The organism is Klebsiella sp. 141161 (assembly GCF_050600815.1).
GTDB lineage: Bacteria > Pseudomonadota > Gammaproteobacteria > Enterobacterales > Enterobacteriaceae > Klebsiella > Klebsiella aerogenes.
The window spans coordinates 186,626-210,361 of sequence record NZ_JAQIRN010000009.1; the positions used below are offsets into that span (position 1 = coordinate 186,626).

The 23,736-nt window shown below is 57.0% G+C and carries 24 protein-coding genes; 10 read left to right on the top strand and 14 right to left on the bottom strand.

What is annotated here, in order from left to right:
* The first annotated feature begins 149 nt into the window (after positions 1-149).
* On the top strand, positions 150-374 hold the full coding sequence (locus tag PGR79_RS21170; protein ID WP_087858045.1) for a hypothetical protein: 225 nt from the start codon (positions 150-152) through the stop codon (positions 372-374).
* A 16-nt stretch (positions 375-390) separates the two neighbouring features.
* On the opposite strand, the gene PGR79_RS21175 is transcribed toward PGR79_RS21170, so the two are convergent.
* On the bottom strand, positions 391-1,140 hold the full coding sequence (locus PGR79_RS21175) for an SDR family oxidoreductase (RefSeq protein ID WP_087858044.1): 750 nt from the start codon (positions 1,138-1,140) through the stop codon (positions 391-393).
* Between the two features lie 102 nt (positions 1,141-1,242).
* On the opposite strand from PGR79_RS21175, the gene PGR79_RS21180 reads away from it, so the two are divergent.
* Together PGR79_RS21180 and agp are read left to right on the top strand one after the other, a co-directional pair.
* Entirely contained in the window at positions 1,243-1,602 is a 360-nt protein-coding gene (locus PGR79_RS21180) for a winged helix-turn-helix transcriptional regulator (RefSeq protein WP_087858043.1), read from the top strand.
* A 99-nt stretch (positions 1,603-1,701) separates the two neighbouring features.
* Positions 1,702-2,949 carry a bifunctional glucose-1-phosphatase/inositol phosphatase gene (gene agp, locus PGR79_RS21185; RefSeq protein ID WP_113374226.1) on the top strand — a complete coding sequence of 416 codons (1,248 nt, stop codon included), beginning with the start codon at positions 1,702-1,704 and terminating at the stop codon, positions 2,947-2,949.
* A 66-nt stretch (positions 2,950-3,015) separates the two neighbouring features.
* Here the strand turns inward: agp and PGR79_RS21190 are convergent, their stop codons facing one another.
* Positions 3,016-3,243, bottom strand: a complete 228-nt coding sequence (locus tag PGR79_RS21190) for a YccJ family protein (RefSeq protein ID WP_015367252.1) — start codon at positions 3,241-3,243, stop codon at positions 3,016-3,018.
* Between the two features lie 20 nt (positions 3,244-3,263).
* The gene (wrbA, locus tag PGR79_RS21195) at positions 3,264-3,860 is read right to left on the bottom strand and encodes an NAD(P)H:quinone oxidoreductase (RefSeq protein WP_430922464.1); all 597 of its coding nucleotides are present in this window, start codon (positions 3,858-3,860) and stop codon (positions 3,264-3,266) included.
* 391 nt (positions 3,861-4,251) lie between these two features.
* Here wrbA and PGR79_RS21200 point away from each other — a divergent pair, with 391 nt between their 5' ends.
* Both PGR79_RS21200 and PGR79_RS21205 read left to right on the top strand, forming a co-directional pair.
* Positions 4,252-4,425 carry a general stress protein gene (locus tag PGR79_RS21200; protein WP_015367250.1) on the top strand — a complete coding sequence of 58 codons (174 nt, stop codon included), beginning with the start codon at positions 4,252-4,254 and terminating at the stop codon, positions 4,423-4,425.
* Between the two features lie 157 nt (positions 4,426-4,582).
* Positions 4,583-5,509: a DMT family transporter gene (locus PGR79_RS21205; RefSeq protein WP_113374225.1), complete on the top strand. Its 927-nt coding sequence runs from the start codon at positions 4,583-4,585 to the stop codon at positions 5,507-5,509.
* 45 nt (positions 5,510-5,554) lie between these two features.
* Here PGR79_RS21205 and rutG read toward each other — a convergent pair whose 3' ends face one another.
* From rutG to rutA, 7 genes are read right to left on the bottom strand one after another with little or no spacing between them, the layout of a single operon-like run.
* Positions 5,555-6,877, bottom strand: a complete 1,323-nt coding sequence (gene rutG, locus PGR79_RS21210) for a pyrimidine utilization transport protein G (protein ID WP_113374224.1) — start codon at positions 6,875-6,877, stop codon at positions 5,555-5,557.
* 21 nt (positions 6,878-6,898) lie between these two features.
* Entirely contained in the window at positions 6,899-7,393 is a 495-nt protein-coding gene (gene rutF, locus PGR79_RS21215) for an NADH-dependent FMN reductase RutF (protein ID WP_113374223.1), read from the bottom strand.
* Positions 7,394-7,403: 10 nt separating this feature from the next.
* Positions 7,404-7,994, bottom strand: coding sequence for a malonic semialdehyde reductase (locus PGR79_RS21220; RefSeq protein ID WP_113374222.1), 591 nt, complete (start codon positions 7,992-7,994; stop codon positions 7,404-7,406).
* Positions 7,991-8,794: a pyrimidine utilization protein D gene (gene rutD, locus PGR79_RS21225; protein WP_113374221.1), complete on the bottom strand. Its 804-nt coding sequence runs from the start codon at positions 8,792-8,794 to the stop codon at positions 7,991-7,993. Before rutD ends, PGR79_RS21220 begins: the two co-directional genes overlap by 4 nt.
* Positions 8,791-9,183, bottom strand: a complete 393-nt coding sequence (gene rutC, locus PGR79_RS21230) for a pyrimidine utilization protein C (RefSeq protein WP_113374220.1) — start codon at positions 9,181-9,183, stop codon at positions 8,791-8,793. Before rutC ends, rutD begins: the two co-directional genes overlap by 4 nt.
* Positions 9,176-9,886, bottom strand: coding sequence for a pyrimidine utilization protein B (rutB, locus tag PGR79_RS21235; protein WP_113374299.1), 711 nt, complete (start codon positions 9,884-9,886; stop codon positions 9,176-9,178). Before rutB ends, rutC begins: the two co-directional genes overlap by 8 nt.
* 2 nt (positions 9,887-9,888) lie before the next feature.
* Entirely contained in the window at positions 9,889-10,980 is a 1,092-nt protein-coding gene (gene rutA / locus PGR79_RS21240; RefSeq protein ID WP_113374219.1) for a pyrimidine utilization protein A, read from the bottom strand.
* 284 nt (positions 10,981-11,264) lie between these two features.
* Between rutA and rutR the strand changes: the two genes are divergently transcribed.
* Positions 11,265-11,903, top strand: a complete 639-nt coding sequence (gene rutR / locus PGR79_RS21245; protein ID WP_015367241.1) for an HTH-type transcriptional regulator RutR — start codon at positions 11,265-11,267, stop codon at positions 11,901-11,903.
* Here rutR and PGR79_RS21250 read toward each other — a convergent pair.
* Complete coding sequence (locus tag PGR79_RS21250; RefSeq protein ID WP_087858034.1) at positions 11,900-12,295, bottom strand: lysozyme inhibitor LprI family protein; 396 nt, start codon at positions 12,293-12,295, stop codon at positions 11,900-11,902. The two genes, rutR and PGR79_RS21250, sit on opposite strands and share 4 nt — an antisense overlap.
* A gap of 181 nt (positions 12,296-12,476) precedes the next feature.
* Positions 12,477-16,439 (bottom strand): trifunctional transcriptional regulator/proline dehydrogenase/L-glutamate gamma-semialdehyde dehydrogenase, encoded by a 3,963-nt coding sequence (putA, locus tag PGR79_RS21255; RefSeq protein ID WP_113374218.1) that lies wholly within the window; start codon positions 16,437-16,439, stop codon positions 12,477-12,479.
* A gap of 422 nt (positions 16,440-16,861) precedes the next feature.
* Between putA and putP the strand changes: the two genes are divergently transcribed.
* On the top strand, positions 16,862-18,370 hold the full coding sequence (putP, locus tag PGR79_RS21260; protein WP_045365591.1) for a sodium/proline symporter PutP: 1,509 nt from the start codon (positions 16,862-16,864) through the stop codon (positions 18,368-18,370).
* A 97-nt stretch (positions 18,371-18,467) separates the two neighbouring features.
* Here putP and PGR79_RS21265 read toward each other — a convergent pair whose 3' ends face one another.
* Positions 18,468-19,556, bottom strand: coding sequence for an AI-2E family transporter (locus PGR79_RS21265; RefSeq protein ID WP_020079160.1), 1,089 nt, complete (start codon positions 19,554-19,556; stop codon positions 18,468-18,470).
* Positions 19,557-19,797: 241 nt separating this feature from the next.
* On the opposite strand from PGR79_RS21265, the gene PGR79_RS21270 reads away from it, so the two are divergent.
* Positions 19,798-20,232, top strand: a complete 435-nt coding sequence (locus tag PGR79_RS21270; RefSeq protein WP_430915014.1) for a DUF3574 domain-containing protein — start codon at positions 19,798-19,800, stop codon at positions 20,230-20,232.
* Positions 20,233-20,265: 33 nt separating this feature from the next.
* Here PGR79_RS21270 and PGR79_RS21275 read toward each other — a convergent pair whose 3' ends face one another.
* Positions 20,266-21,450 carry a NupC/NupG family nucleoside CNT transporter gene (locus tag PGR79_RS21275; RefSeq protein WP_113374216.1) on the bottom strand — a complete coding sequence of 395 codons (1,185 nt, stop codon included), beginning with the start codon at positions 21,448-21,450 and terminating at the stop codon, positions 20,266-20,268.
* Positions 21,451-21,724: 274 nt separating this feature from the next.
* Here PGR79_RS21275 and efeU point away from each other — a divergent pair, with 274 nt between their 5' ends.
* Both efeU and efeO read left to right on the top strand, forming a co-directional pair.
* The gene (gene efeU / locus PGR79_RS21280) at positions 21,725-22,555 is read left to right on the top strand and encodes an iron uptake transporter permease EfeU (RefSeq protein ID WP_047043553.1); all 831 of its coding nucleotides are present in this window, start codon (positions 21,725-21,727) and stop codon (positions 22,553-22,555) included.
* A 53-nt stretch (positions 22,556-22,608) separates the two neighbouring features.
* Positions 22,609-23,736: an iron uptake system protein EfeO gene (gene efeO, locus PGR79_RS21285; protein WP_087858030.1), complete on the top strand. Its 1,128-nt coding sequence runs from the start codon at positions 22,609-22,611 to the stop codon at positions 23,734-23,736.

A 23,736-nucleotide genomic window follows, 5' to 3' on the forward strand; every position in this document is an offset into this window, starting at 1 on the left:
TATGTTAAAGTATTGATGGTGTTAATGTGTTGATGGCGCTCTGTGAGCGCCTTAGCGTCTGACGTAACACTCCGTTAAGTCATTTTACAGACGGACGGGATTGCGGCTGGTACGCTAATCGTTGAATGAGAATTTTCTGAGAGTAATGCATGTTTAAAAACAGTACCGCTGGCCTGTTTGCTTCGGCGCTAATGCTGACGACTTTTGCCTGTTGGGCACAGTCGGAAAGCCAACAGGTTCGCGAACGAATTGTCGAGCAGGTGCTAAAACCCTGTGAAGGAAAAAAAGCCGGCGATAAAGTCGTTATGGTCGATCGCCGGGGCGGCGAACATGAAGCGATTTGTACGCTGGCGGCGGTACCCTTACCGGAATAAGCGCCGCCTTCCGGATTTACAAGTTGCCGGTGCCGCCATCAACCAGCAGCTCGGTTCCTACCACGTAGCTTGATTCATCCGACGCCAGGTACAGCGCCGCTTTCGCCAGCTCTTCTGGCGTGCCCATCCGGCCCAGGGGTACCAGTGCTTTAATCTCTTCCTGTAACGCCTGCAGCGCATCTGCGCCGAGCCCAAGTTTGTTCAGCGCCGGAGTTCGAACCGGGCCGGGACTCAGGCCGTTGACGCGAATTCCCCGCGACAGCAGCTCCGCTGACAGCGTGCGCGCCAGCGATAATATTCCAGCTTTACTGGCGGCGTACACGCTGCTGGCGGGCAGCCCGATATGGGCGCTTACCGATCCGCAAAGGATGACCGATGACGGATTCGCCAGCAGCGGCAGCAGTGCCTGCAGCAGGAAGAACGGTCCTTTCAGGTTGATGTTCATCAGTTGATCCCACTGCGCGGGCGTCCAGTCGCTAATCGCGCCATGGGTAACGTCCCCTGCATTGATAAATACCGCATCCAGCTGTGGCCAGCGTTGGCTAATTACTTGTGCCAGGTGCCGCTGTCCGACAATATCGCCGGCATCCGCTGCGATGGCCCAGCCGTTTTCCCCTAATTGCGCCTGTGCCTGTGCAAGGGCGTCAGGATTGCGACCGGTGATTGCCACTTTCGCCCCTTCGGCGATAAACGCTTGCGCGGTGGCTAACCCAATACCGCTGGTACCGCCGGTAATCAGCGTATATTTACCTGCTAAACGTGCCATCTGTGAAACTCCAACGTGCGGGGTGGAAAAGGCACTATAAAAAATTTAGTATCCAAAGGATACCAGGTACCAAATGGATACTAATGCGCAAAGAGGTGTGCAATGACGGTAAAGACTGCGCGGGCGGCGCAAAAAAAATTTGATCCACAACCTTGTCCGATGACGGATTTCGTTAATCTGATCGCCGGGAAATGGGCGATTCCGATTTTATATCGGCTGATCGTGCTTAATGAACCGGTGCGATTTGGCGAACTGTTGCGGGCGGCGGCCCCAATCACTCAAAAAGAGTTGACCCGGCAGCTCCGCTTGTTCGAACAGCGCGGGTTGGTCTCCCGCGAGGTGTACGCTGAAATACCGCCACGTGTGGAGTACCAGATAACGCCGCTGGGCCTGTCGATGCGCAGCGCGTTGCAACCGCTGGCGGAATGGATGCGCGATTATGGCGACCGGCTGAAGCGCTAAAAAAGCGACCGACGCCTCAGTTTGTGAGCCATTGCCCGCAAAAATGTCATAAATCCGTCACAATGATGGCGATGATAATAAATGACTAAGGATGAAGGGATGAAAAAAAGTCTACTTGCCGCCGCGGTGGCCGGGGCCGTATTGTTATCCGCCGGCGCCCAGGCGCAGGACGCCGCTGCGCCAGAGGGGTATCAGCTGCAACAGGTGTTGATCATGAGCCGCCACAACCTGCGCGCTCCGCTGGCCAATAATGGCAGCGTACTCGAGCAGTCGACGCCAAAATCCTGGCCGCAGTGGGATGTGCCTGGCGGCCAGTTGACCACCAAAGGCGGCGTGCTGGAAGTCTATATGGGCCACTATATGCGTGAGTGGCTGGCGCAGCAGAAGCTGGTGACCAGCGGCGAGTGCCCGCCGGAGAATGCGGTTTACGCCTACGCCAATAGCCTGCAGCGGACCGTCGCAACCGCGCAGTTCTTTATCACCGGCGCTTTCCCGGGCTGCGGGGTGCCTGTGCATCATCAGCCGCAGATGGGAACCATGGATCCCACTTTCAACCCGGTCATTACCGACGATTCAGCCGAATTCGCGCAAAAAGCGGTGCAGGCGATGGAGAAAGAGCGTCAGGGGATGCAGCTCGCTGAGAGCTACAAACTGCTGGAAGAGATGACCGACTATCGCAATTCGCCATCCTGTAAAGAAAAGCATGTCTGCTCGCTTAGCGACGGTAAAGATACCTTTAGCGCCAAATATCAGCAGGAGCCGGGCGTCTCCGGGCCGCTGAAGGTCGGCAACTCGCTGGTCGACGCCTTCACCTTGCAGTACTACGAAGGTTTTCCGAAGGATCAGGTGGCGTGGGGCGAAATTGCCAGCGATAAGCAGTGGCAGGTGTTGTCGAAGCTGAAAAACGGCTATCAGGACAGCCTGTTTACTTCCGCGGAAGTGGCGCGCAACGTCGCTAAGCCGCTGGTCAAATATATTGATAATGCGCTAGTGGGCGATGGCGCCGGTAAGGCGAAGGTAACGCTGCTGGTCGGGCATGATTCCAATATCGCTTCGCTGCTGACGGCGCTGGACTTTAAACCCTACCAGTTACCGGGCCAGTATGAGCGCACCCCCATCGGCGGCAAGCTGCTGTTCCAGCGCTGGCACGATAGCGGCAGCAATCGCGATTTAATGAAGATTGAGTATGTCTATCAAAGCACTGAACAGCTGCGCAACGCGGACGCCTTGAGCCTGCAATCCCCGCCGCAGCGGGTCACGCTGGCGCTTAACGGTTGTCCGGTAGATGATCAGGGATTCTGCCCGCTGGAGACGTTCAAAAAGGTCATGAACGAGGCGGCAAAATAGAACAAAAAACCCGGAGCAATCCGGGTGATGAATTAGCGCGGGCGCTATGCCCGCGCAATTGAGCTATCAGACGTTTTTACGTTCGATGGTCTGTTCGCCCCAGAAGAGGCTGTCTTTGTCGGTTTTGGCGAAAGCTCGCGACAGCACCTCATCGCTGCCTTCTTCCCAAATTTTCTCCGCCAGCTTTTCATCGTAATTCGCGAGTTCGAAAATGGCTTCGGCGATTTCCAAAGAGGTATTACGTAAGCTTGCCCATTCGCCCACGTGGTGGGCCTTCGCTTCTTGGTTCGGCATGCAACTCCTCCTGTTAAAGGTTAGCCGTGTAATTTCACAGCCACATTGGCGACGTGTTCACCCTGATAGCGAGCGATAGCCAGCTCTTCCTGGCTTGGTTGACGGGAGCCGTCGCCGCCTGCGATGGTGGTTGCGCCATACGGCGTGCCGCCGCGCACCTGGGAGACATCAAACAGCTCCTGCGCGCCGTAGCCAATCGGCACAATGATCATCCCATGATGGGCAAGGGTAGTCCAGGTTGAGGTAATTGTCTGCTCCTGGCCGCCGCCGGTACCGGTTGAACTAAAGACGCTGGCGACTTTGCCATACAGCGCGCCAGACACCCACAGGCCGCCGGTCTGATCCAGGAAGGTGCGCATCTGTCCCGACATATTGCCGAAACGGGTAGGGGTACCAAAGATGATGGCATCATACTCCGCCAGTTCCTGCGGCGTGGCGACGGGCGCATTTTGTGTTTTCCCGCCTGCTTTGGCAAACGCTTCAGCCTGCATAGTTTCCGGCACGCGCTTCACAACCACCTCAACGCCGTCAACTTTATTTGCCCCTTCGGCAACGGCATGAGCCATGGTTTCGATGTGTCCATACATGGAATAATAAAGCACCAGAATTTTAGCCATTTGCATCACTCCTCGGTTGCGTAATTGTCCAGCCAAACGACTGGCTATCTATAAAGATAAGACCTGTGGCGCAGAGTGCAAATCCAACAAACATTTGTTTGATTTATAACAAAATGGCAAAGATTAATTTGCAACATACCTCGTAGCAAATAGATACATTTTACGCAGGGCTGATTTCAGCTGTGAGAAGAAATGCTTAGCGGTTGCGCTGGCGGCTGGCGTCTGGTTTTAACGATTAAATGTTGCGGGATGTGACTATTTTTCCAGGGAATGAGTTTCATTTACTACGCTTATAAGCACGCGATGCATAATGGCCATGCCATATGTCGCGGGGGCTTAGGCCCTGAACTCACCTAATGCAATATGATGTCAAACCCAATGGAGGTCAGTAATGGCAAACCATCGTGGCGGTTCCGGCAACTTTGCCGAAGATCGTGCCAGAGCATCAGAAGCAGGTCGTAAAGGTGGCCAGCACAGCGGGGGGAACTTTAAAAACGATCCTCAACGCGCCTCGGAAGCTGGCAAAAAAGGGGGTAAAAATAGTCACGGTAATCGCAATAGCTAGCCGGGACTGTCTTTAATGATGCGGTGTTAATCTCCCCCGACCCTGCCGCATCACCCTCGCCGCCGACGTATGTCGGCGGTTTTTTTGTTAATGAGTGTTGCTTTTAGCCTGAAGCGCCTGCGAAACTGATTAGCTATATTTTGCTATTGGTCGCCTCATGTCTTCGCTCAAACTCTCGATAACGCCGCAGGAACTGATCCTGATTGTGATCACCATGTTCTGGGGCGGTACCTTTCTTGCCGTACAATACGCCGTGAGCTTTAGCGGGCCGTTTTTCTTCGTCGGCCTGCGCTTCGCCACCGCCGCGCTGGCGGTGGCGCTACTGTCGCTGCGTACGCTACGCGGCCTGACCTGGCTTGAGGTTAAGGCCGGTGTGGCGATTGGCGTAGCGATTGCGCTCGGATACAGCCTGCAAACCTGGGGCTTACAGTCTATCTCCAGCAGTAAATCGGCGTTTATTACCGCCATGTATGTGCCGCTGGTGCCGCTGTTGCAGTGGCTCTGTCTGGGGCGCATGCCCGGCGTCATGTCTTGCGTGGGCATCGTGCTGGCGTTTATCGGGCTGATCCTGCTGGCGGGGCCGGAAAACAACCTGCTGGCTTTGGGGATTGGCGAAATGATTACCCTGGCAAGCGCGGTGGCTATCGCTGCCGAGATCATTTTAATCAGCGCGTGGGCGCGTCAGGTCGATGTGCGCCGGGTGACGGTGGTACAGTTGGCGACTGCCTCGCTGGTGGCTTTTGCCGCGATGGGCCCGGCAGGGGAGTCTATCCCGCCGATGCGCCCGGAACTGCTGGCCGTCGCGCTGGGACTGGGGATTTTCAGCGCCATTATTCAGGTCACCATGAACTGGGCGCAGCGTAGCGTATCGCCGACGCGGGCGACGCTGATTTACACCGGCGAGCCGGTTTGGGCTGGCGTGTTTGGTCGTATCGCCGGCGAGCGTCTGCCGCTGCTGGCGCTGGTGGGCTGTCTGTTTATTCTCGCCGGGGTGCTGGTCAGCGAGCTGAAGTGGAAGAAAAAATCGCGGCCGCAGATCGTGGCGGAGGAAGCACCAGAGCTCGCGGATCGGCGCGAGCCCTAATTTTCGCCCCGGCAGCCGCGCCGCCGGGGCGAACCAATACTCACGTTATACCGTAGTGGCTTTCGCCACCTTTTCCTGATGCTGGCGGCGGTTAAGCAACGCATGCAGTAGAATAGCGCCGAAAGTCGCCGTGCCAATCCCGCCCAGGCGAAAGCCCCCCAACGACAAGGTAAAATCGCCTGCGCCCAGAACCAGCGTCACCGCCACCATGATTAAATTCGCATTCTGGCTGAGATCGACCCGATTCTGCACCCATATCCGCGCCCCGGTGACCGCAATCAAACCAAAAACCACGATTGACGCGCCGCCTATTACCGGGCCTGGGATCGTATGAATCAGGGCGCCGAACTTGGGCGAAAAGCCGAGCAGGATGGCGATCAGCGCCGCGGCGACAAACACCAGCGTTGAATAGACTTTGGTTACCGCCATGACGCCGATATTCTCCGCATAGGTGGTGACGCCACTACCGCCGCAGGCGCCGGAAAGCAGGGTCGCCAGCCCGTCGCCGACAAACGCGCGCCCCATCCAGGGATCCAGATTACGCCCGGTCATTCCCGCGACGGCCTTCAAATGCCCCAGGTTTTCCGCCACCAGAATAATCGCCACCGGCGCAATCAGCAGCATCGCCTGGGTGTCAAAGGTGGGCGAAGTAAAGTGCGGGACCCCAAACCATGCCGCCTGAGCGACAGGGGCAAAATCCAGCGGTTTGCCAAGACCGAATCCGTTGGCCAGCAGCGCATAGAGCGCACAGGCGATAATAAGCCCCATCAGGATCAGCAGACGCTGCAGCAGTCCTCGGGTAAACACCGCGACGGCGCCGATACACAGCACCGTCAGCATCGCCATCCAGCTGTCGAAGGCATTGGCGGAAACGCTGTGCACGGCAATCGGCGCCAGGTTAAGACCGATCGCCATCACCACCGCGCCGGTTACCGCCGGCGGCATCAGACGCTCTATCCAGCCGGTGCCGATTTTCATCACCACCAGACCGATCAGGGTATAGAGCAGCCCGCAGGCGATAATACCGCCGAGGGCGATGCTGAGATGAGGATTCAACCCCTGACCGGTAAAGCCGGTCACGGTGATGACCACGCCGACGAAGGCGGCGCTGGAGCCAAGATAGCTCGGTACCCGGCCGCCGGTGACGACAAAGAACAGCAGAGTGCCCACTCCCGACATCAGGATAGCCAGGTTCGGATCAAGCCCCATCAATAAAGGCATTAATACGGTTGCGCCAAACATTGCCACGGCGTGCTGAACGCCCATGATCAGCGTTTGCCCGGCGGATAGACGTTCATCCGGGGCGACAACGCCGGCATCCGTGGCGGGGGAGGTCAACTGCCAGCGAGGAAAATTGAAGAGTGCCATGATGATATCCCGGGTGAGAGGTTAACAAACGGGCCGCATAAGCGTGTGGTAGCTGCGGTCAAACCACATCAAACCTCGCGGATCCTGTTGGCGGGTGATGGCCACGACCTGGCAAAACAGAATGTCATGGGTGCCGACCTGCAGCCGCTGGTCGATGCGGCAGTCGAAACTGACCAGCGCCTCTTTCAGCCGCGGGCAGCCGGTCGCGCCGGTTTGCCAGTCGGCGGCGGCGAAACGTTCCGCCATCGGGGTTTTGCCGCCAAAAGTATTCGATAATGTCTCCTGCCCTGCCGAGAGGGTATTGACGCAAAGGGTTTGATGTTCGCTGAATACCGGCCAGACTGACGCCGAACGGTTGAGACATACCAGCAGCGTCGGCGGGGTATCGGTTACGCTGCATACTGCGCTGGCGGTAAAACCGGCGCGCCCGGCAGGCCCTTCGGTGGTGATGATGTTGACCGCCGCGCCGACATGAGCCATGGCGTCACGAAAACTGTGTTGATCCGCTACGTTCATTACTGTCTCCTTATGCCAGCAGGCAGGCTTCATCAAAGCTCGGGCGCGGCAGCCGGTCGTACAGTTTGTCGGGGTTGCCATAGCCGATATTCACCAGCAGATTGCTTTTCCAGCCGCTGTCGGCGAAAAACGCCGCATCGACTTTCTCGCGGTCGAACCCCGACATCGGACCGGTGTCGAGGCCCAGCGCGCGGCAGGCGAAAATTAGATACGCCGCCTGCAGCGAGCTGTTGCGAAAGGCGGTTTCCTCGGCCAGCTGCGGGCTGGAAGTAAACCAGCTCCGGGCGTCGCCGTGGGGAAACAGCGCGGGCAAGCGGTCGTAAAACGCGCTATCCCAGGCCACGATGGCGGTGACCGGCGCCTGCATGGTTTTTTCCATATTGCCGCTGGAGAGCGTTGGGCGGAGTTTCGCTTTGCCCTCGGCGCTGCGCACAAAAACGATTCGCGCCGGTGAACAGTTGGCCGAGGTCGGCCCCATTTTCATCAAGTCGTAAATCTCCTGCAGTTGCCGATCGCTAACCGCCTGTTCGCGCCAGCCGTTGTAGGTTCGGGCGTGGGTGAATAGCGTCTCGCAAGCCTTTTGGTTGATTGCTTCGCTCATATATTCTCCTCGGCGACCGGCAGCAGGGCCGCCAGTCCGTCGCATAAAAGGGGGTTAAAAGTGTCGCTGTCGGTAACGTTACAGGCATGGCCGCCCCAGGCCATTTCCACGAGTCGGCTATCGGGGATAGACGCCTGCAGCATTCGCGAGCAGGAGGCGGGTACCAACAGGTCGTCGGCGGCGCTGATGATAAGCGTCGGGCAGGCGATAGCCGCCGCGCGGCGCGAAAAATCCGCCTGTTTCAGAGCCTGCAGCCGTTTCAGTAAATTCTCCTTGCCCTGGAAATGGCTAATGGCCAACGCGTCTTCAGCTTCGAGACGCGGCAGGCGGGCCGCCATCCACTCCGCCGGATAGAGAAACAGCGGTTGAGCCTCGACCCACGCCTGAGCGCCGCCGGCATGCAGCAGGCGTTCGCGAACCTGAAAGCAGCGGCGGGTATGCGGGGAAAGGGTTAGCCAACCGTTAACCAGCACCAGCGCGCGGACCGCGCGCGGATAGTCGAGCGCAAGCTGCATCCCAATCAGCGCCCCCAGCGCGTGGCCAACCAGCGCGAAGCGCATGAGACCGGCCGCCTGCAGAGCGAGGAAAAGCTCCTGCGCCATCGACGCCATGCTGTAATTTTCCGGCAACGGGCCGTTGTTCTCCCCGGTACCGTTATGGTCATAGAACACCAGTTGATAATGCTGTGCCAGCGCCGCCCGCTGCGCCAGCCAGTACGCGCCACCGCCGCCAAGACCGGCGCTCAGCACCACCACCGGCGCGCCGGGCCACGGCGGTGGGGCAATATTGAGCCTCATCATATTGGAGTACCGATATGGGCGACGCTGGCAATCTCCACCAGCGCATCGGGTTTCACCAGCCCGCACTGAATACAGAAACGCGCCGGTTTATCACCGGGGAAAAACTCAGCGTAAACCTCGTTAATCGCGGCGTAATTTTGCCAGTCGGTGATAAAGATACTGTTGAAGGTCACATCCGCCATACTGCCCCCCGCCGTTTCGATAACGCATTTGATGGTCTCCAGCACGTGACGGGTTTGCGCCTTTGGGTCACCGGGGTAGAGCACATCGTTTTGCTTATCAAACGGCAGAGTGCCGGATACATATACCACCCCGTCGGCGAGCGTCCCAGGAACAAAGGGGGCAATCGGCGTAGCGGTGCCGGGGGGAATAATCACCTGTTTAGGCATAGCGTTTCTCCTCGCAAAAAGCGAGCGGGGCGGCGCCTTCTATGGCACGACAGAAGCTACCGACATCGCTGACCCAGCCGAAAAAGGTTTCAATGTTGAACAACGCCGCCTGTTGCGCGAAGGCGGGGCCTGCCTGATGGGTAGCATCTTCCAGCACCACGCCGAAGTATTCGAGGAAGAAGCCATCGCGCAGCGTCGATTCGACGCAGACGTTGGTGGCGATGCCGGTGAACACCAGGTGGCGAATACCGCGGCTGCGTAAAATGCTGTCGAGCGGGGTATTGAAGAAACCGCTGTAGCGCGGTTTCGGCAGGACGATATCGCCCTCCTGCGGCCGCAATTCATCAACCAGTTGATAATCCCAACCGCCTTTCGCCAGTAATTTACCCTGCAGTTCGGGACGTTGGCGCATGGTCTTCAGCGCGTTGGATTTATGGTAATTCGGCGAGCCGGGACCGCCGGCTTCCACATACTGTTCGTCCCAGCCATTCTGGAACCAGATGATTAACATGCCGGCGGCGCGGGCGGCGGCCACCGCGAGATTAATATTATCGATAACCGGCCGGGTGGCGGAGACGTCAAAACCGGCGAGATCCAGGTATCCGCCGTGGCTTGCATAGGCGTTTTGCATATCGACCACGATCAGCGCGCTGTGCTGCGGCGACAAGGTCAGCGATTCCGGGCGAGCGGGAAGGGTAATCATCATCAGGCCACCTCGCGGTTAATGGGAGCAATGTGGTCACGGCAGCGCATCAGCGGCTGAATACGTTCGCCGAAGGCGTCAATGCCCTGCAGGAAATCATCGAAGGTCAGTAGTACGCCGTCGGTACCGGGGACCGCTGCCACCTCATCGAGCATACGGGCGACGTTGGCATAAGAGCCGACGAGGGTGCCCATATTGATGTTGACCGCGGAGGTGGGGTCGGCCATCTGGCGGACGTTGGTATCGCTGCCGGAGCGGGTATCTTTCTGGCTCTGTTCGGTCAGCCATGCCAGCGCCTCGTCATCCGCGCCGGCCTTGTAGTGTTCCCATTTAGCGCGGGCCGCTTCGTCGGTTTCGTCGGCGATCACCATAAACAGCACGTAGGAGCCGACGTCGCGACCGGTTTTTTCCGCCGCCTGCATCATACGTGCGGCGGTGGGCGCGAAGGCGGCGGGGGTATTAACCCCTTTGCCAAAGCAAAAGTTGTAGTCGGCGTGTTGGGCGGAGAACGCCATGCCGGCGTCGCTTTGCCCGGCGCAGATAACCTTCATCGGCTGCGAGGGCCGCGGGCTGACCCGGCAGTCGTTCATGGTGAAGTAATCACCTTTAAAATCGCTGCGCCCGGTGCCCCACAGGTCGCGCAGAACCGTAACGTATTCAGTCAGGTAGTCATAGCGACTGGCGAAGTATTCATCGCCGGGCCAGATCCCCATCTGGTCATATTCCGGTTTTTGCCAGCCGGTCACCAGATTCACGCCAAAACGTCCGCCGGAGATAGAGTCGATAGTGGACGCCATGCGGGCGACGATGGCCGGAGGGAGCGTCAGCGTCGCGGCGGTGGCATAAATCTCTATCTTCGACGTCACCGCCGCCAGACCGGCCATCAGGGTGAACGATTCCAGGTTATGATCCCAGAATTCCGTTTTTCCTCCAAAGCCGCGCAGTTTGATCATGGAGAGCGCGAAGTCGAAATGGTAGCGCTCGGCCTTCTGCACAATCGCCTTATTCAGTTCGAAGGACGGCATATACTGCGGCGCATGGGTGGAGATTAACCAGCCGTTATTACCAATGGGAACGAAAACACCGATTTTCATAACTACCTCTCTGTCGTCATGGAAGATGAAATCGCGCGGTGCGGCATCCTGCCTCTCCCCGAACCACCTCGCAGTGGAAATAAAGCAAAGGTAATGCCAGTTTTAAAAAAGGTTTTGTTATTAATGTGTTGCGTAATGGTTGCTGGATTTGAAGGTAAAAATGTGGACTGAATGGTCAAAATCAGTGCACGAAAAAACGGCAGTCATGCGCGATCGGAGTGCGCAGGGTCGTGTCGGCGAGGGGCTTTTGCTATGCTGAAGACGACTACTGAAGGAGAAGACGTATGGCACAGGGCGCCGTGAAAAAAACCGGCAAGCGTTCACAGGCGGTGAGCGCCAAAAAAGAGGCCATTCTGGCCGCTGCGCTGGAGACCTTCTCGCAGTTCGGCATTCACGGTACGCGGCTGGAGCAGGTCGCTGAACTGGCCGGGGTGTCGAAAACCAATTTACTCTATTACTACCCGTCAAAAGAGGCGCTGTACGTTGCCGTGCTGCAGCGGATCCTCGCCATCTGGCTGGCGCCGCTGCGGGCATTTCGCGAAGATATCAGTCCGCTGGTGGCGATCCGCGAATATATTCGCCTCAAGCTTGAGGTATCGCGCGATCATCCTCAGGCCTCCAGGCTGTTCTGTCTGGAGATGCTGCAGGGGGCGCCGCTGCTGATGGGCGAACTGACCGGCGATCTAAAGGCGTTGATAGATGAAAAGTCGGCGATAATCTCGTCATGGATTGATAGCGGCAAGCTGGCGGCGGTCGATCCGCAGCACCTTATCTTTATGATCTGGGCGACGACGCAGCATTACGCCGATTTCGCCACTCAGGTGGAGGCGGTGACCGGCGCAACGCTGCAGGATGAGTTGTTTTTCCAGCAAACCGTGGATAACGTGCAGCGGATGATTATCGAAGGGATCCGCGTACGTTAATTGGCCGGCGGCAGCGGGCAGTTTTGGTCGCCGTCTTCGCACTGAAGCAGCGAGGCGAGGAAGGCTTCGCGCTCGACGCTCTTATCGGTCATACACTGGCTTATCAGCATCGGTTGCATACTGCCGCCTTCCGCGCCGGAAGCGAGAAACGCGCAATCGGCGTCACGCAGGGAAATCCACGCCTGCTGGGCTTTTTTCAGCAATTCCAGCTGTTGGCCGGAGGCGCGTTTCAGCGCCTGCTGCCAGGTCTCATTCAGCTTTTTATCGGCCGCCTGATATTGTGCGGCGGCACACTGATTCATTTCGGTTTGCGTGTTGGCGTTGCTGCAGTCATCCGCCCACGCCGCACCGCTGGCTAATAGGGCAGCCACGGCAATTAAAGTGCGTTTCATCGTTCTACTCCCATAAAAAAAGCTCCCATCCGGGAGCCTTAATTAAGCACAGCTGACGTCGGCTGTCATTAGTTGAACACGCCGTAGATTTCCCGGAAGACGGCGCACAGCGCCTCATCCGGGCTACCCTTTGGCGGGGTTATGTAGCCCCGGTAAGCGTAGCGCCACCGGGGAGCCCGTTTTAGCCGATGGTCATGAGGCTGGCGTTACCGCCTGCCGCGGCGGTGTTGACGCTCAACGAACGCTCGATATACAGGCGCTCCAGCAGCAGATTGGTTTCGCCGCGGGCAAAGCCCTGCACCGATACAATCGCCCCGTCGCGCGCCGCCACCTGCTCACACAGCTCGCGCAACTGATCGGAATCACCGTGATAAATGACCGCGTCGAAAGCCTGGCTGGTCAACTGATCCGCTTTCGCAAAATGAATCCGCTCGCTGACCTCACGCGGCAGTTTCTTCGCCAGTTCGCGCTGCAGGGCGCTATCCGGCCACAGCACTTCACAGCCAACCGCCATCGCCGCCGCCAGCTGAATCAGCGCGTCCTGCTCGTTATCCGCCACGCACAATACGCGTTCGCGCGGCATCAGCGTCAGGGTATTACGCTCGCCGGTTGGTCCTGGCAGCAGACGTTGGGTGCCGCTTTGCGCCAGCTCGCTGTATTGCTGACACAGCGCCTGCAGTTCAGGACGGCCTGCCGCCCACTGCTGCAGCGCCTGCAGCGGTTTTTCCAGCAGCGTTTTCAACTGGGCGTCCAGCGGACGCTCCGCATCCTGGCGGGCGAAAGTGACGCCGACCGCGCCCTGCGGGCGACTGGACAGCAGGCGATACAGGTACAGCGGGCCGCCGGCTTTCGGGCCGGTACCCGATAACCCTTCGCCGCCGAACGGCTGTACGCCGACCACCGCGCCAACCATATTGCGGTTAACATACAGGTTGCCGACTTTCGCGCTGCCGGTGACCTGAGCGATGGTTTCGTCGATGCGGGTATGCACGCCGAGGGTCAGACCGTAGCCGGAGGCGTTAATCTGCTCGACCAGCTTATCCAGTTCGTTACGGTTATAGCGCACCACGTGCAGAACCGGGCCAAAGACCTCTTTTTTCAGTTCGTCGAAGCTCTCGAGTTCGATAAGTGTCGGCGCGACGAACGTACCGTGATTCCATTCGTGGGCATCTTCGCTATTTTCACGTACCGCCTGGAAGACATTGCGGCCTTTCGCGCGCAGCGCCTGAATATGGCGTTCGATATTCTCTTTGGCTTCCGCGTCGATTACCGGGCCGATATCGGTGGTCAGGCGACCCGGATTACCCATCCGGCATTCGCTCATTGCGCCGCGCAGCATGGTTAACGTATGGTCGGCGACTTCTTCCTGCAGGCACAGCACGCGCAGGGCAGAACAGCGTTGGCCGGCGCTGTCGAAAGCCGAGGCCAGTACGTCGATCACCACCTGCTCGGTGAGCGCCGACGAGTCGACGATCATCGCGTTCATACCGCCGGTTTCCGCGATAAGCGGTGTCGGACGGCCCTGCGCATCAAGGCGGTTAGCGATGTTGCGCTGCAGCAGCGTCGCTACTTCGGTCGAACCGGTAAACATTACGCCGCGTACGCGTTCATCTGAGGTTAGCGCGGCGCCGACGGTTTCCCCGCGGCCCGGCAGCAGTTGAATCACGCCCGGCGGCACGCCGGCTTCCAGCAGAATCGCCACGCCTTGCGCGGCGATAAGCGGCGTCTGCTCGGCCGGTTTGGCCAGCACGCTGTTGCCTGCCGCCAGCGCCGCGGCAATCTGGCCGGTGAAGATCGCCAGCGGGAAGTTCCACGGGCTGATACAGACGACCGGACCTAACGGGCGGTGGGTTTCATTATCGAAATCGTCACGCACCTGACCGGCATAATAGTGCAGGAAGTCGACGGCTTCGCGCACTTCAGCAATGGCGTTGCTGAAGGTTTTGCCAGCTTCGCGTACCAGGATCCCCATCAGGGTCGGCATCTGGCTTTCCATCAACACGGCGGCGCGCTCAAGAATGGCGGCGCGTTCCTGCGGCGGGGTGGCGAACCAGATTGGCGCGTTATTGATAGCACTGGTTAGCGCCTGCTGCACTTCGGCATCGCTGGTTTCGCGCACGTAGCCGACGATATCTTTCGGTTCTGCCGGGTTGATGACCGGCTGCATTTCGCCTTCGGCCACCGGCTGCTCCAGCATCGGTAGCGCCTGCCACTTGTGCAGCGCGCTGTTAAGCAGCGAAGAGGAGAGGGAGGCCAGTCGGTGTTCGTTAGCCAGATCCAGACCGGCGGAGTTGCTGCGGCCGTTACCGTAGAGATCGCGCGGCAACGGAATTTTCGGATGCGGCAGGCCGGCCTGGCCTTCCTGCTGCGCCAGTTTTTCTACCGCGCTGACCGGATCGGCCACCAGTTCGTCCAGCGGCAGGGTATTATCCGCGATACGGTTAACGAAGGAGGTATTGGCGCCGTTTTCCAACAAACGACGTACCAGATAAGCCAGCAGCGTTTCATGGGTACCGACCGGCGCGTAGATACGGCACGGACGGTTTAGTTTGCCGTCGGCGACTTTGCCCACGACCTGCTCATACAGCGGTTCGCCCATGCCGTGCAGGCACTGGAATTCATACTGGCCAGGATAGTAGTTTTGTCCAGCCAGTTGGTAGATAGCCGCCAGCGTGTGGGCGTTATGGGTAGCAAATTGCGGATAAATCAGGTTCGGTACCGCCAGCAGCTTTTTGGCGCAGGCGAGATAAGAAACGTCGGTGTAGACCTTACGGGTATAAACCGGATAGCCTTCGAGGCCTTCCATCTGCGCGCGTTTGATTTCGCTATCCCAATAGGCGCCTTTCACCAGGCGGATCATCAGGCGACGACGGCTGCGGGTCGCCATGTCGATCAGCGAATCAATCACAAACGGGCAGCGTTTCTGGTAGGCCTGAATAACAAAGCCGATTCCGTTCCAGCCGGCCAATTCCGGTTCAAAGCACAGTTTTTCCAGCAGATCGAGGGAGATCTCCAGACGATCGGCCTCTTCGGCGTCGATGTTAATACCGATGTCGTACTGGCGCGCCAGCAGCGTCAGCGATTTAAGGCGCGGATAGAGCTCTTCCATGACCCGGTCATACTGCGCGCGGCTGTAGCGCGGGTGCAGCGCGGAGAGTTTAATCGAGATACCCGGACCTTCATAAATGCCGCGGCCGTTGGAGGCTTTACCGATGGCGTGGATCGCCTGCTGATAAGAGACCATGTAGGCCTGCGCATCGGCGGCGGTCAGCGCGGCTTCGCCGAGCATATCGTAGGAGTAACGGAACCCTTTCTCTTCCAGCTTGCGGGCGTTGGCCAGCGCTTCGGCGATGGTTTCCCCGGTGACGAACTGCTCGCCCATCAGGCGCATCGCCATATCGACGCCTTTGCGGATCAGCGGTTCGCCGCTCTTGCCAATAATGCGGTTCAGCGAGCGGGAGAGGCTGGTCTCGTTATGGGTCGACACCAGTTTCCCGGTAAACAACAAGCCCCAGGTGGCGGCGTTGACGAACAGCGACGGGCTACGGCCGATATGCGATTGCCAGTTGCCGTTGCTGATTTTGTCGCGGATTAGCGCATCACGGGTGGCTTTATCCGGAATACGCAGCAGCGCTTCGGCCAGGCACATCAGCGCCACGCCTTCTTGTGAGGAGAGTGAGAATTCCTGCAGCAAGCTTTGCACCATCCCGGCGCGGCCGCTGGCGGTTTTCTGATTACGCAGTTTTTCCGCCAGTTGGTAAGCCAGCTTGTGCGCCTGTTCGCCTAACGGCTGCGGCAGACGGGCCTGTTCCAGCAACATCGGTACCGCATCGGTTTCCGGGCGACGCCAGGCCGCGGTGATCGCCGCGCGGCTGACCGACTGCGGCAGGATTTGTTCGGCGAATTCGAGGAACGGCTGATACGGCTCGTCCGCCGGAGCGCCTGCTTCATCACTTTCATTGGCGGCGCCGGAGAGGAGCGCCGGCAGTTCCGGCAGCGTCTCGTCGTTTTCCAGCTTTTCCAGATAGTTGAAAATGGCTTGCTTAATCAGCCAGTGCGGCGTGCGGTCAATACGGCTCGCGGCGGACTTAATGCGTTCGCGCGTGGCGTCGTCAAGTTTTACACCCATGGTGGTGGTGCCCATTGCGGGAACTCCTGTTAGCTATGTAATGCCCTTTTATCGGTTGCGTAGAAATATCACCTATGTTGCAACTTTGTGCAACCTTGTTAATTGTGACCTGGCTAGCAAGCTGAGAAATGAATGAATTGTTAATAGTGTTGATAAGATTTTCCAATAAATAGCCTCATTCAAATAACGTATTTATCTGCGTTGCTTAACAGTTTTTTCAGGTGCAACCCGTAAAAACGTGAGGGAGTGCAACCTATAGAAAATTGCTATTTTTCCTGAGACAACTTTCGTGTAAATGCTGTGTTAAATCGTTTGTGAAATACCGACGCATCCGTCAGGATACGCTCGCCCAATACAACCAATACGCCATTACCCCGTTCCGGTAGTGGCTAAAACGACAAAGTTGGACGTTGTCGAAATAAATTCTGGAGATTTGCATGGCTATTAGCACACCCATGTTGGTGACGTTTATTGTTTATATTTTTGGCATGGTACTGATAGGTTTTATTGCCTGGCGCTCAACCAAAAACTTTGACGATTATATTCTCGGCGGCCGCAGCCTTGGGCCATTTGTGACCGCGCTCTCTGCCGGTGCATCGGATATGAGCGGCTGGCTGCTGATGGGGCTACCGGGAGCGATTTTTCTCTCCGGGATTTCCGAAAGCTGGATCGCCATCGGCCTGACCCTGGGGGCGTGGATTAACTGGAAACTGGTGGCCGGGCGTCTGCGCGTGCATACCGAAGTCAACAACAACGCCCTGACGCTGCCGGACTATTTTACCGGCCGTTTCGAAGATAAAAGCCGCGTGCTGCGTATTATCTCCGCGCTGGTTATCCTACTGTTCTTCACTATTTATTGTGCTTCCGGGATTGTTGCCGGCGCGCGTCTGTTTGAAAGCACCTTTGGTATGAGCTATGAAACCGCGCTGTGGGCCGGCGCCGCGGCGACAATCATTTATACCTTCGTGGGCGGTTTCCTGGCGGTAAGCTGGACCGATACCGTGCAGGCCAGCCTGATGATCTTCGCGCTGATTTTAACGCCGGTGATGGTGATTATCTCGGTCGGCGGTTTCGGCGATTCGCTGGAAGTGATTAAGCAAAAAAGCATCGAAAATATCGATATGCTCAAGGGACTGAACTTCGTGGCGATTATTTCGCTGATGGGTTGGGGTCTCGGTTATTTCGGTCAGCCGCATATTCTGGCGCGCTTTATGGCGGCGGATTCTCATCACAGCATTGTTCATGCGCGTCGTATTAGTATGACCTGGATGATCCTGTGCCTGGCGGGCGCGGTATCGGTTGGTTTCTTCGGTATCGCCTACTTTAATAACAACCCGAGCCTGGCGGGCGCGGTTAACCAGAACGCCGAACGGGTATTTATCGAGCTGGCGCAAATCCTGTTTAACCCGTGGATTGCCGGGATCCTGCTGTCGGCTATTCTGGCGGCGGTCATGTCGACCCTGAGCTGCCAGCTGCTGGTCTGCTCCAGCGCTATTACCGAAGATCTGTATAAAGCCTTCCTGCGTAAAAACGCCGGTCAGAAAGAGTTAGTCTGGATCGGCCGCTTTATGGTGCTGGTGGTGGCGCTGATTGCGATTGCGCTGGCCGCTAACCCGGAAAACCGCGTACTGGGTCTGGTCAGCTACGCATGGGCAGGCTTTGGCGCCGCATTTGGCCCGGTCGTGCTGTTCTCGGTGATGTGGTCGCGTATGACCCGTAACGGCGCGCTGGCCGGAATGATTATTGGCGCGGTCACGGTTATCGTCTGGAAACAGTTCGGCTGGCTGGGACTGTATGAAATCATCCCTGGCTTCCTGTTCGGCAGTATCGGGATTGTGGTCTTCAGCCTGCTGGGCAAAGCGCCATCGGCGGCGATGCAACAGCGTTTTGCCGAAGCGGACGCGCATTACCATTCCGCGCCGCCGGTACGTGCTACCGCTGAATAAAAGTAGCGAGCATCAGAAACCGCAACGGCTCCCATCAGGGAGCCGTTTTTTTTCGCCGCCTGTAAGGCCCGGCGGAAAGCGACTGGCGGCAAGGCGGTTACTTCGCCGCGCCTTCGTTTACCCAGTTCATGAAGATCAGATACCCGATGGAGAGCAGGGTGGCGCCAATAAACATCCCGAGAATGCCATCGGTGGCCATGCCGCCCAACGCGCCGAGCAGAACGATCGGCATCGGCGCATCTACGCCGCGGCCCAACATCAGCGGTTTGAGGACGTTATCGACCATCCCGGCGACAATCAGCAGGACGGTAAACACGACATTCACCGCGGTGCCGTGGTCGCCGGTCATCCACATAATGGCAATCGCCGGGGCGGTAACCAGAATCACCGGGATTTGCGCGATGCCGAGCACCAGCGCCAGCACGAAGAAGATGCCGGCGGCCGGGATCCCCGCCAACGCAATGATAATTCCCGTCAGCAAGGCCTGAATCAGCGCCACGCCAATAACCCCCTGCGCCACGGCGCGAATGGTGCCGGTGCACAGGCGACTCAGGGCAAGACCTTTATTTTCATCGGTGATACGGATGGCGATACGTTTGGCGCTGTTGGCGCCCGCCGCGCCCCAGGTCATGATGGCGCCGGCAACAATAAAGGAGAGAACAAAGCCCAGCAGCCCGCCGCCCATACTTGCCAGCACGCCGAGCACCAGTTTCGCCGCCTCGCCAATTTGCGTGTGATAACTGCTCAGTACCGCCGGCAGGTCCGCCGAGGCCTTCAGCCAGAACGCATACAGCTTACCGCCGACGAGGGGAATGGAGGCGACGTTAGCCGATGGCGGCGGCAGCGTCAGATCGCTTCCGCTGACTTTATCAATCAGGCTACCGGCGCTTTCGCCAAGCGAGGTCACCATGAAAATGGTCGGGATGACGATAATCAGCAGGCCGAATAATACTAATATGGTCGATGCCAGCCCCTGCCGCCCGCCTATGCGTCGCGCGATGTGTTGATGTAAAGGATAGAGGGTGACGGCCAGAATCAGCGCCCACAGCATCATGTTCAGGAACGGCGAGAAGACGGTAAAGCAGAAGGAGGCCAGCGCCAGTATCAAGCCGAACTTAATAAACATATCGAGAAAGCGGGTGACAATTCTTTTCTCAATATTAGCTAACTCATTATTTTCTATCATGAATTATTCCAGTTGTTATTTTACGCGGCCGCCAGGCCAGTTAAAAACGCTCAACTATAGAGAAGTCTTTGAAATAAAAAACGCAGGAAATAATTTAAAAAAGAATTTCGCCCAGGCTGTGTTTATCAGTGTAGAACAAAAGAAAATACGCCGTATCGCCAGAGAGTAATGTTCGCGCATCTCTTGCTAATTCACTGAAAATACGCTGATATCTGTGTACAAAAAACCATGAGGATAGCAAATGAAATTACCCCAGGGCGCTGCGGCGCTGATCGTTGCCGCACTATTGGCAGGATGCGTGGCGCCATCCGAAAAAAGCGCCGCGCACGTTGATAATAACGCCTGCCCGGCGGATAACAGGATGATGCAAACCACCCTTTATTTCGGCCTTAGCCGGCCGGCGGGGAAAGATATTACTGCCCAGGAGTGGCAGCAGTTTGTCGACCGCGATGTGACGCCGCGTTTTCGCGATGGCCTGACGGTTTTTGACGCCCGCGGCCAGTGGTTAGGCAACAATGGCGCAGTCGCCCGCGAGTCCAGCAAGGCGCTCATGCTGATTCATAGCAAAGATGCGAAAAGCGAGCAGGGGATTGAAGCGCTGCGTAATACTTATAAGGCGCGGTTCGCCCAGGAGTCCGTTATGCGCGTTGATCAGCCGGTCTGCGTACACTTCTGAAACGCAGGGCGGGGAGCTCCCCCGCCCGATGAGTTACAGCACCAGTCCGGCAAAACTGGCTGACAGCAGGCTCACCAGCGTCGCGCCATAGACCAGACGCAGGCCGAAGCGGGAAACGGTGTTGCCTTGTTGCTCGTTAAGCCCTTTAATCGCCCCGGCAATGATGCCAATGGAGGCGAAGTTGGCAAACGAGACGAGGAACACCGAAAGGATCCCTAGCCCGCGCGGCGTCATGCTGGCGGCAATTTTCTGCAGCTCGATCATCGCCACGAATTCATTGGCAACCAGCTTGGTAGCCATAATACTGCCGGCATTTAACGCGTCGCTTAAAGGAATACCCACCAGCCACGCCAGCGGATAAAAGACGTAACCGAGGATTTGCTGGAAGCTTAGGCCGAAAACGGTCGCAAATAACGCATTAACGGCGCTAATCAGGGCGATAAAGCCGATTAGCATCGCCAGAATAATCATCGCCACCTTAAAGCCTGCCAGGATATATTCGCCCAGCATTTCAAAGAAGCTCTGCGATTCATGCATCTTTTCAAGCTTTATTTCTGCTTCGCTACCGGGGCGCGTAGGATTAATAATCGACAGCACAATAAAGGTGCTGAACATATTAAGAATCAACGCCGCCACCACGTATTTCGCATCAAGCATGGTCATATACGCGCCGACGATCGACAGTGATACCGTTGACATGGCGGTCGCCGCCATCGTGAACAGGCGACGCGAAGAGAGGTCCCCGAGTACGCCTTTGTAAGCAATAAAGTTTTCCGACTGGCCGAGGATCAGCGAGCTGACGGCGTTGAAGGATTCCAGCTTGCCCATGCCGTTCACCTTCGACAGTAGGGTGCCGATAAGACGAATAAAGATCGGCAGAATACGCCAGTGTTGCAGAATACCTATCAGCGCGGAAATAAAGACGATCGGACACAGTACGCCGAGGAAAATAAAGGCCAGCCCTTTCTCACCCATTCCGCCAAATACGAAGTTGGTCCCTTCAGCGGCGAACCCGAGTAACGAAGCAAAAAAGCCAGAGATATTTTTCACTATCCATAAACCGCTTTCGGCGTGAAGGAAAAAGAAAGCCAGGGCGATTTCAATAATAATTAACTGCAGAATATAGCGAATGCGGATTTTTTGTCGGTCATAGCTGGCAAGCCAGGCAAGGCCAAGAATAACCGCCAGCGCCAGCAGGAAGTGCAAAATTTGAGTCATGTTATTTATTTCGCAGATAAATCAGGACCGCCATTTAGCCACAGCGCTCAAGCCCGGTAAATATGCGACATAAAAAATCATGCTATATGCCATTTTAATGCTTAGCTGGTGAGATATTTTCGCAAGTGACTATTTTGTAGCGATTAATTTACAACTAGTCATCATTCCCTGAACATTTCGCTTGTGTTTCTCATTGTTGTAATGATAATCACTATCAGAAATATTTACCTATCTTTGCATCCGTTGACTGCGGTTCACATTTAAGGGTTTCGGCATGTTTGTTCCATTTCTCATCATGTTACGCGAAGGGCTGGAAGCCGCGCTGATTGTCAGCCTGATTGCCAGCTATTTAAAACGAACCCAGCGCGGCAGCTGGATCGGCGTCATGTGGATTGGCGTATTCCTCGCGGCGGCGCTCTGTCTCGGACTGGGGATTTTTATTAACGAGACCACCGGAGAATTTCCGCAGCGCGAACAGGAGCTGTTTGAAGGCATCGTGGCGGTGATAGCGGTATTTATCCTCACCTGGATGGTGTTCTGGATGCGTAAAGTGTCGCGCAACGTCAAACAACAGCTGGAACAGGCGGTGGATAACGCGCTGCAGCGCGGGAATAACCACGGCTGGGCGCTGGTGATGATGGTGTTTTTTGCGGTTGCCCGCGAAGGCCTGGAGTCGGTCTTTTTCCTGCTGGCGGCATTCCAGCAGGATGTCGGCATCTGGCCGCCGCTGGGGGCGATGCTCGGCCTGGCCACGGCGGTGGTATTAGGTTTCCTGCTTTACTGGGGCGGTATCCGCCTTAATCTCGGCGTGTTCTTCAAATGGACCAGTCTGTTTATCCTGCTGGTGGCGGCCGGTCTGGCCGCCGGGGCGATTCGCGCTTTCCATGAGGCGGGACTGTGGAATTATTTCCAGAACGTCGCCTTTGATCTTAGCAACGTGGTATCGACGCATACGCTGTTCGGCACGTTGCTGGAAGGCATCTTTGGTTATCAGGAGACGCCAACCGTCAGTGAAGTGGCGGTTTATCTCCTCTATTTGATCCCGGCGCTGGTGTGCTTTGCCTTGCCGCCGGGCAGCAAAACGACAGCATCGCGAGCCGCGTAATTCAGGCGCCGCTGATTAATATAGTTACAACATACTTTTCGAAAGGGATGGTCATGATAATTCATTTTCGCCGTACTGCGCTGCAGTTAACCGTCGCCGCGCTGTTTAGTTCCGCATTTTACGCTCAGGCTGCGGATATCCCGCAGGTGAAGGTCACCGTCAACGACAAGCAGTGCGAACCGATGAATGTGACGGTGAAGGCGGGTAAAACCCAGTTCATCATCCAGAACCACAGCCAAAAAGCGCTGGAGTGGGAGATCCTGAAAGGAGTAATGGTGGTCGAGGAGCGTGAAAACATCGCGCCAGGATTTACGCAAAAATTGACGGCCAACCTGCAGCCGGGCGAATACGATATGACCTGCGGCCTGCTGACTAACCCGAAAGGTAAGCTTATTGTCACCGGTGAAACCAGCAAAGATGCGGCGAAAGCCAATGCGGTGCTGAGTCTTGGCGAGGCGATTACTGCCTATAAAGCTTACGTTACCGCGGAAACCGCGCAGCTGGTTAGCGGCACTAAAGCCTTTACCGATGCTGTAAAAGCCGGTGATATCGAGAAAGCGAAGGCGCTGTACGCCCCGACCCGTCAGCACTACGAGCGCATCGAGCCGATTGCTGAGCTGTTCTCTGACCTCGACGGCAGCATTGACGCCCGTGAAGATGATTTTGAGAAAAAAGCTGAGGATCCGAAATTCACCGGTTTCCACCGCCTGGAAAAAGCGCTGTTTGGCGATAACAGCGTGAAGGGAATGGAAAACTATGCCGAACAGTTGAACAGCGATGTGCTGGAACTGCAAAAACGCATTAGCGAGCTGGCTTTCCCGCCGTCGAAAGTGGTAGGCGGCGCGGCTGGGCTGATCGAAGAAGTGGCGGCCAGCAAAATTAGCGGCGAAGAAGATCGTTACAGCCATACCGACCTGTGGGACTTCCAGGCTAACATCGACGGCGCGCAAAAAATCGTTGACCTGCTGCGCCCGCAGCTGCAAAAAGATAATAGCGCGCTGCTGGCTAAGGTTGACGCCAACTTTAAAAAAGTTGATGCCATCCTCGCTAAATACCGCACGAAAGACGGTTTCGAGACCTATGACAAGCTCACCACCGCTGACCGTAATGCGCTGAAAGGGCCGATCACGACGCTGGCAGAAGATCTGGCACAGCTGCGCGGGATTTTGGGCCTGGATTAA

Coding starts and splice junctions, on each gene's coding strand:
- wrbA (WP_430922464.1), bottom strand. CDS start 3,860: ATGGCTAAAATTCTGGTGCTTTATTATTCCATGTATGGACACATCGAA.
- rutA (WP_113374219.1), bottom strand. CDS start 10,980: ATGAAAATCGGTGTTTTCGTTCCCATTGGTAATAACGGCTGGTTAATC.
- rutC (WP_113374220.1), bottom strand. CDS start 9,183: ATGCCTAAACAGGTGATTATTCCCCCCGGCACCGCTACGCCGATTGCC.
- efeO (WP_087858030.1), top strand. CDS start 22,609: ATGATAATTCATTTTCGCCGTACTGCGCTGCAGTTAACCGTCGCCGCG.
- PGR79_RS21170 (WP_087858045.1), top strand. CDS start 150: ATGTTTAAAAACAGTACCGCTGGCCTGTTTGCTTCGGCGCTAATGCTG.
- PGR79_RS21220 (WP_113374222.1), bottom strand. CDS start 7,994: ATGAGCGAAGCAATCAACCAAAAGGCTTGCGAGACGCTATTCACCCAC.
- PGR79_RS21275 (WP_113374216.1), bottom strand. CDS start 21,450: ATGACTCAAATTTTGCACTTCCTGCTGGCGCTGGCGGTTATTCTTGGC.
- putA (WP_113374218.1), bottom strand. CDS start 16,439: ATGGGCACCACCACCATGGGTGTAAAACTTGACGACGCCACGCGCGAA.
- PGR79_RS21205 (WP_113374225.1), top strand. CDS start 4,583: ATGTCTTCGCTCAAACTCTCGATAACGCCGCAGGAACTGATCCTGATT.
- PGR79_RS21180 (WP_087858043.1), top strand. CDS start 1,243: ATGACGGTAAAGACTGCGCGGGCGGCGCAAAAAAAATTTGATCCACAA.
- rutF (WP_113374223.1), bottom strand. CDS start 7,393: ATGAACGTAGCGGATCAACACAGTTTTCGTGACGCCATGGCTCATGTC.
- rutD (WP_113374221.1), bottom strand. CDS start 8,794: ATGATGAGGCTCAATATTGCCCCACCGCCGTGGCCCGGCGCGCCGGTG.
- PGR79_RS21200 (WP_015367250.1), top strand. CDS start 4,252: ATGGCAAACCATCGTGGCGGTTCCGGCAACTTTGCCGAAGATCGTGCC.
- PGR79_RS21190 (WP_015367252.1), bottom strand. CDS start 3,243: ATGCCGAACCAAGAAGCGAAGGCCCACCACGTGGGCGAATGGGCAAGC.
- rutB (WP_113374299.1), bottom strand. CDS start 9,886: ATGATTACCCTTCCCGCTCGCCCGGAATCGCTGACCTTGTCGCCGCAG.
- putP (WP_045365591.1), top strand. CDS start 16,862: ATGGCTATTAGCACACCCATGTTGGTGACGTTTATTGTTTATATTTTT.
- PGR79_RS21265 (WP_020079160.1), bottom strand. CDS start 19,556: ATGATAGAAAATAATGAGTTAGCTAATATTGAGAAAAGAATTGTCACC.
- PGR79_RS21250 (WP_087858034.1), bottom strand. CDS start 12,295: ATGAAACGCACTTTAATTGCCGTGGCTGCCCTATTAGCCAGCGGTGCG.
- efeU (WP_047043553.1), top strand. CDS start 21,725: ATGTTTGTTCCATTTCTCATCATGTTACGCGAAGGGCTGGAAGCCGCG.
- rutG (WP_113374224.1), bottom strand. CDS start 6,877: ATGGCACTCTTCAATTTTCCTCGCTGGCAGTTGACCTCCCCCGCCACG.
- rutR (WP_015367241.1), top strand. CDS start 11,265: ATGGCACAGGGCGCCGTGAAAAAAACCGGCAAGCGTTCACAGGCGGTG.
- agp (WP_113374226.1), top strand. CDS start 1,702: ATGAAAAAAAGTCTACTTGCCGCCGCGGTGGCCGGGGCCGTATTGTTA.
- PGR79_RS21270 (WP_430915014.1), top strand. CDS start 19,798: ATGAAATTACCCCAGGGCGCTGCGGCGCTGATCGTTGCCGCACTATTG.
- PGR79_RS21175 (WP_087858044.1), bottom strand. CDS start 1,140: ATGGCACGTTTAGCAGGTAAATATACGCTGATTACCGGCGGTACCAGC.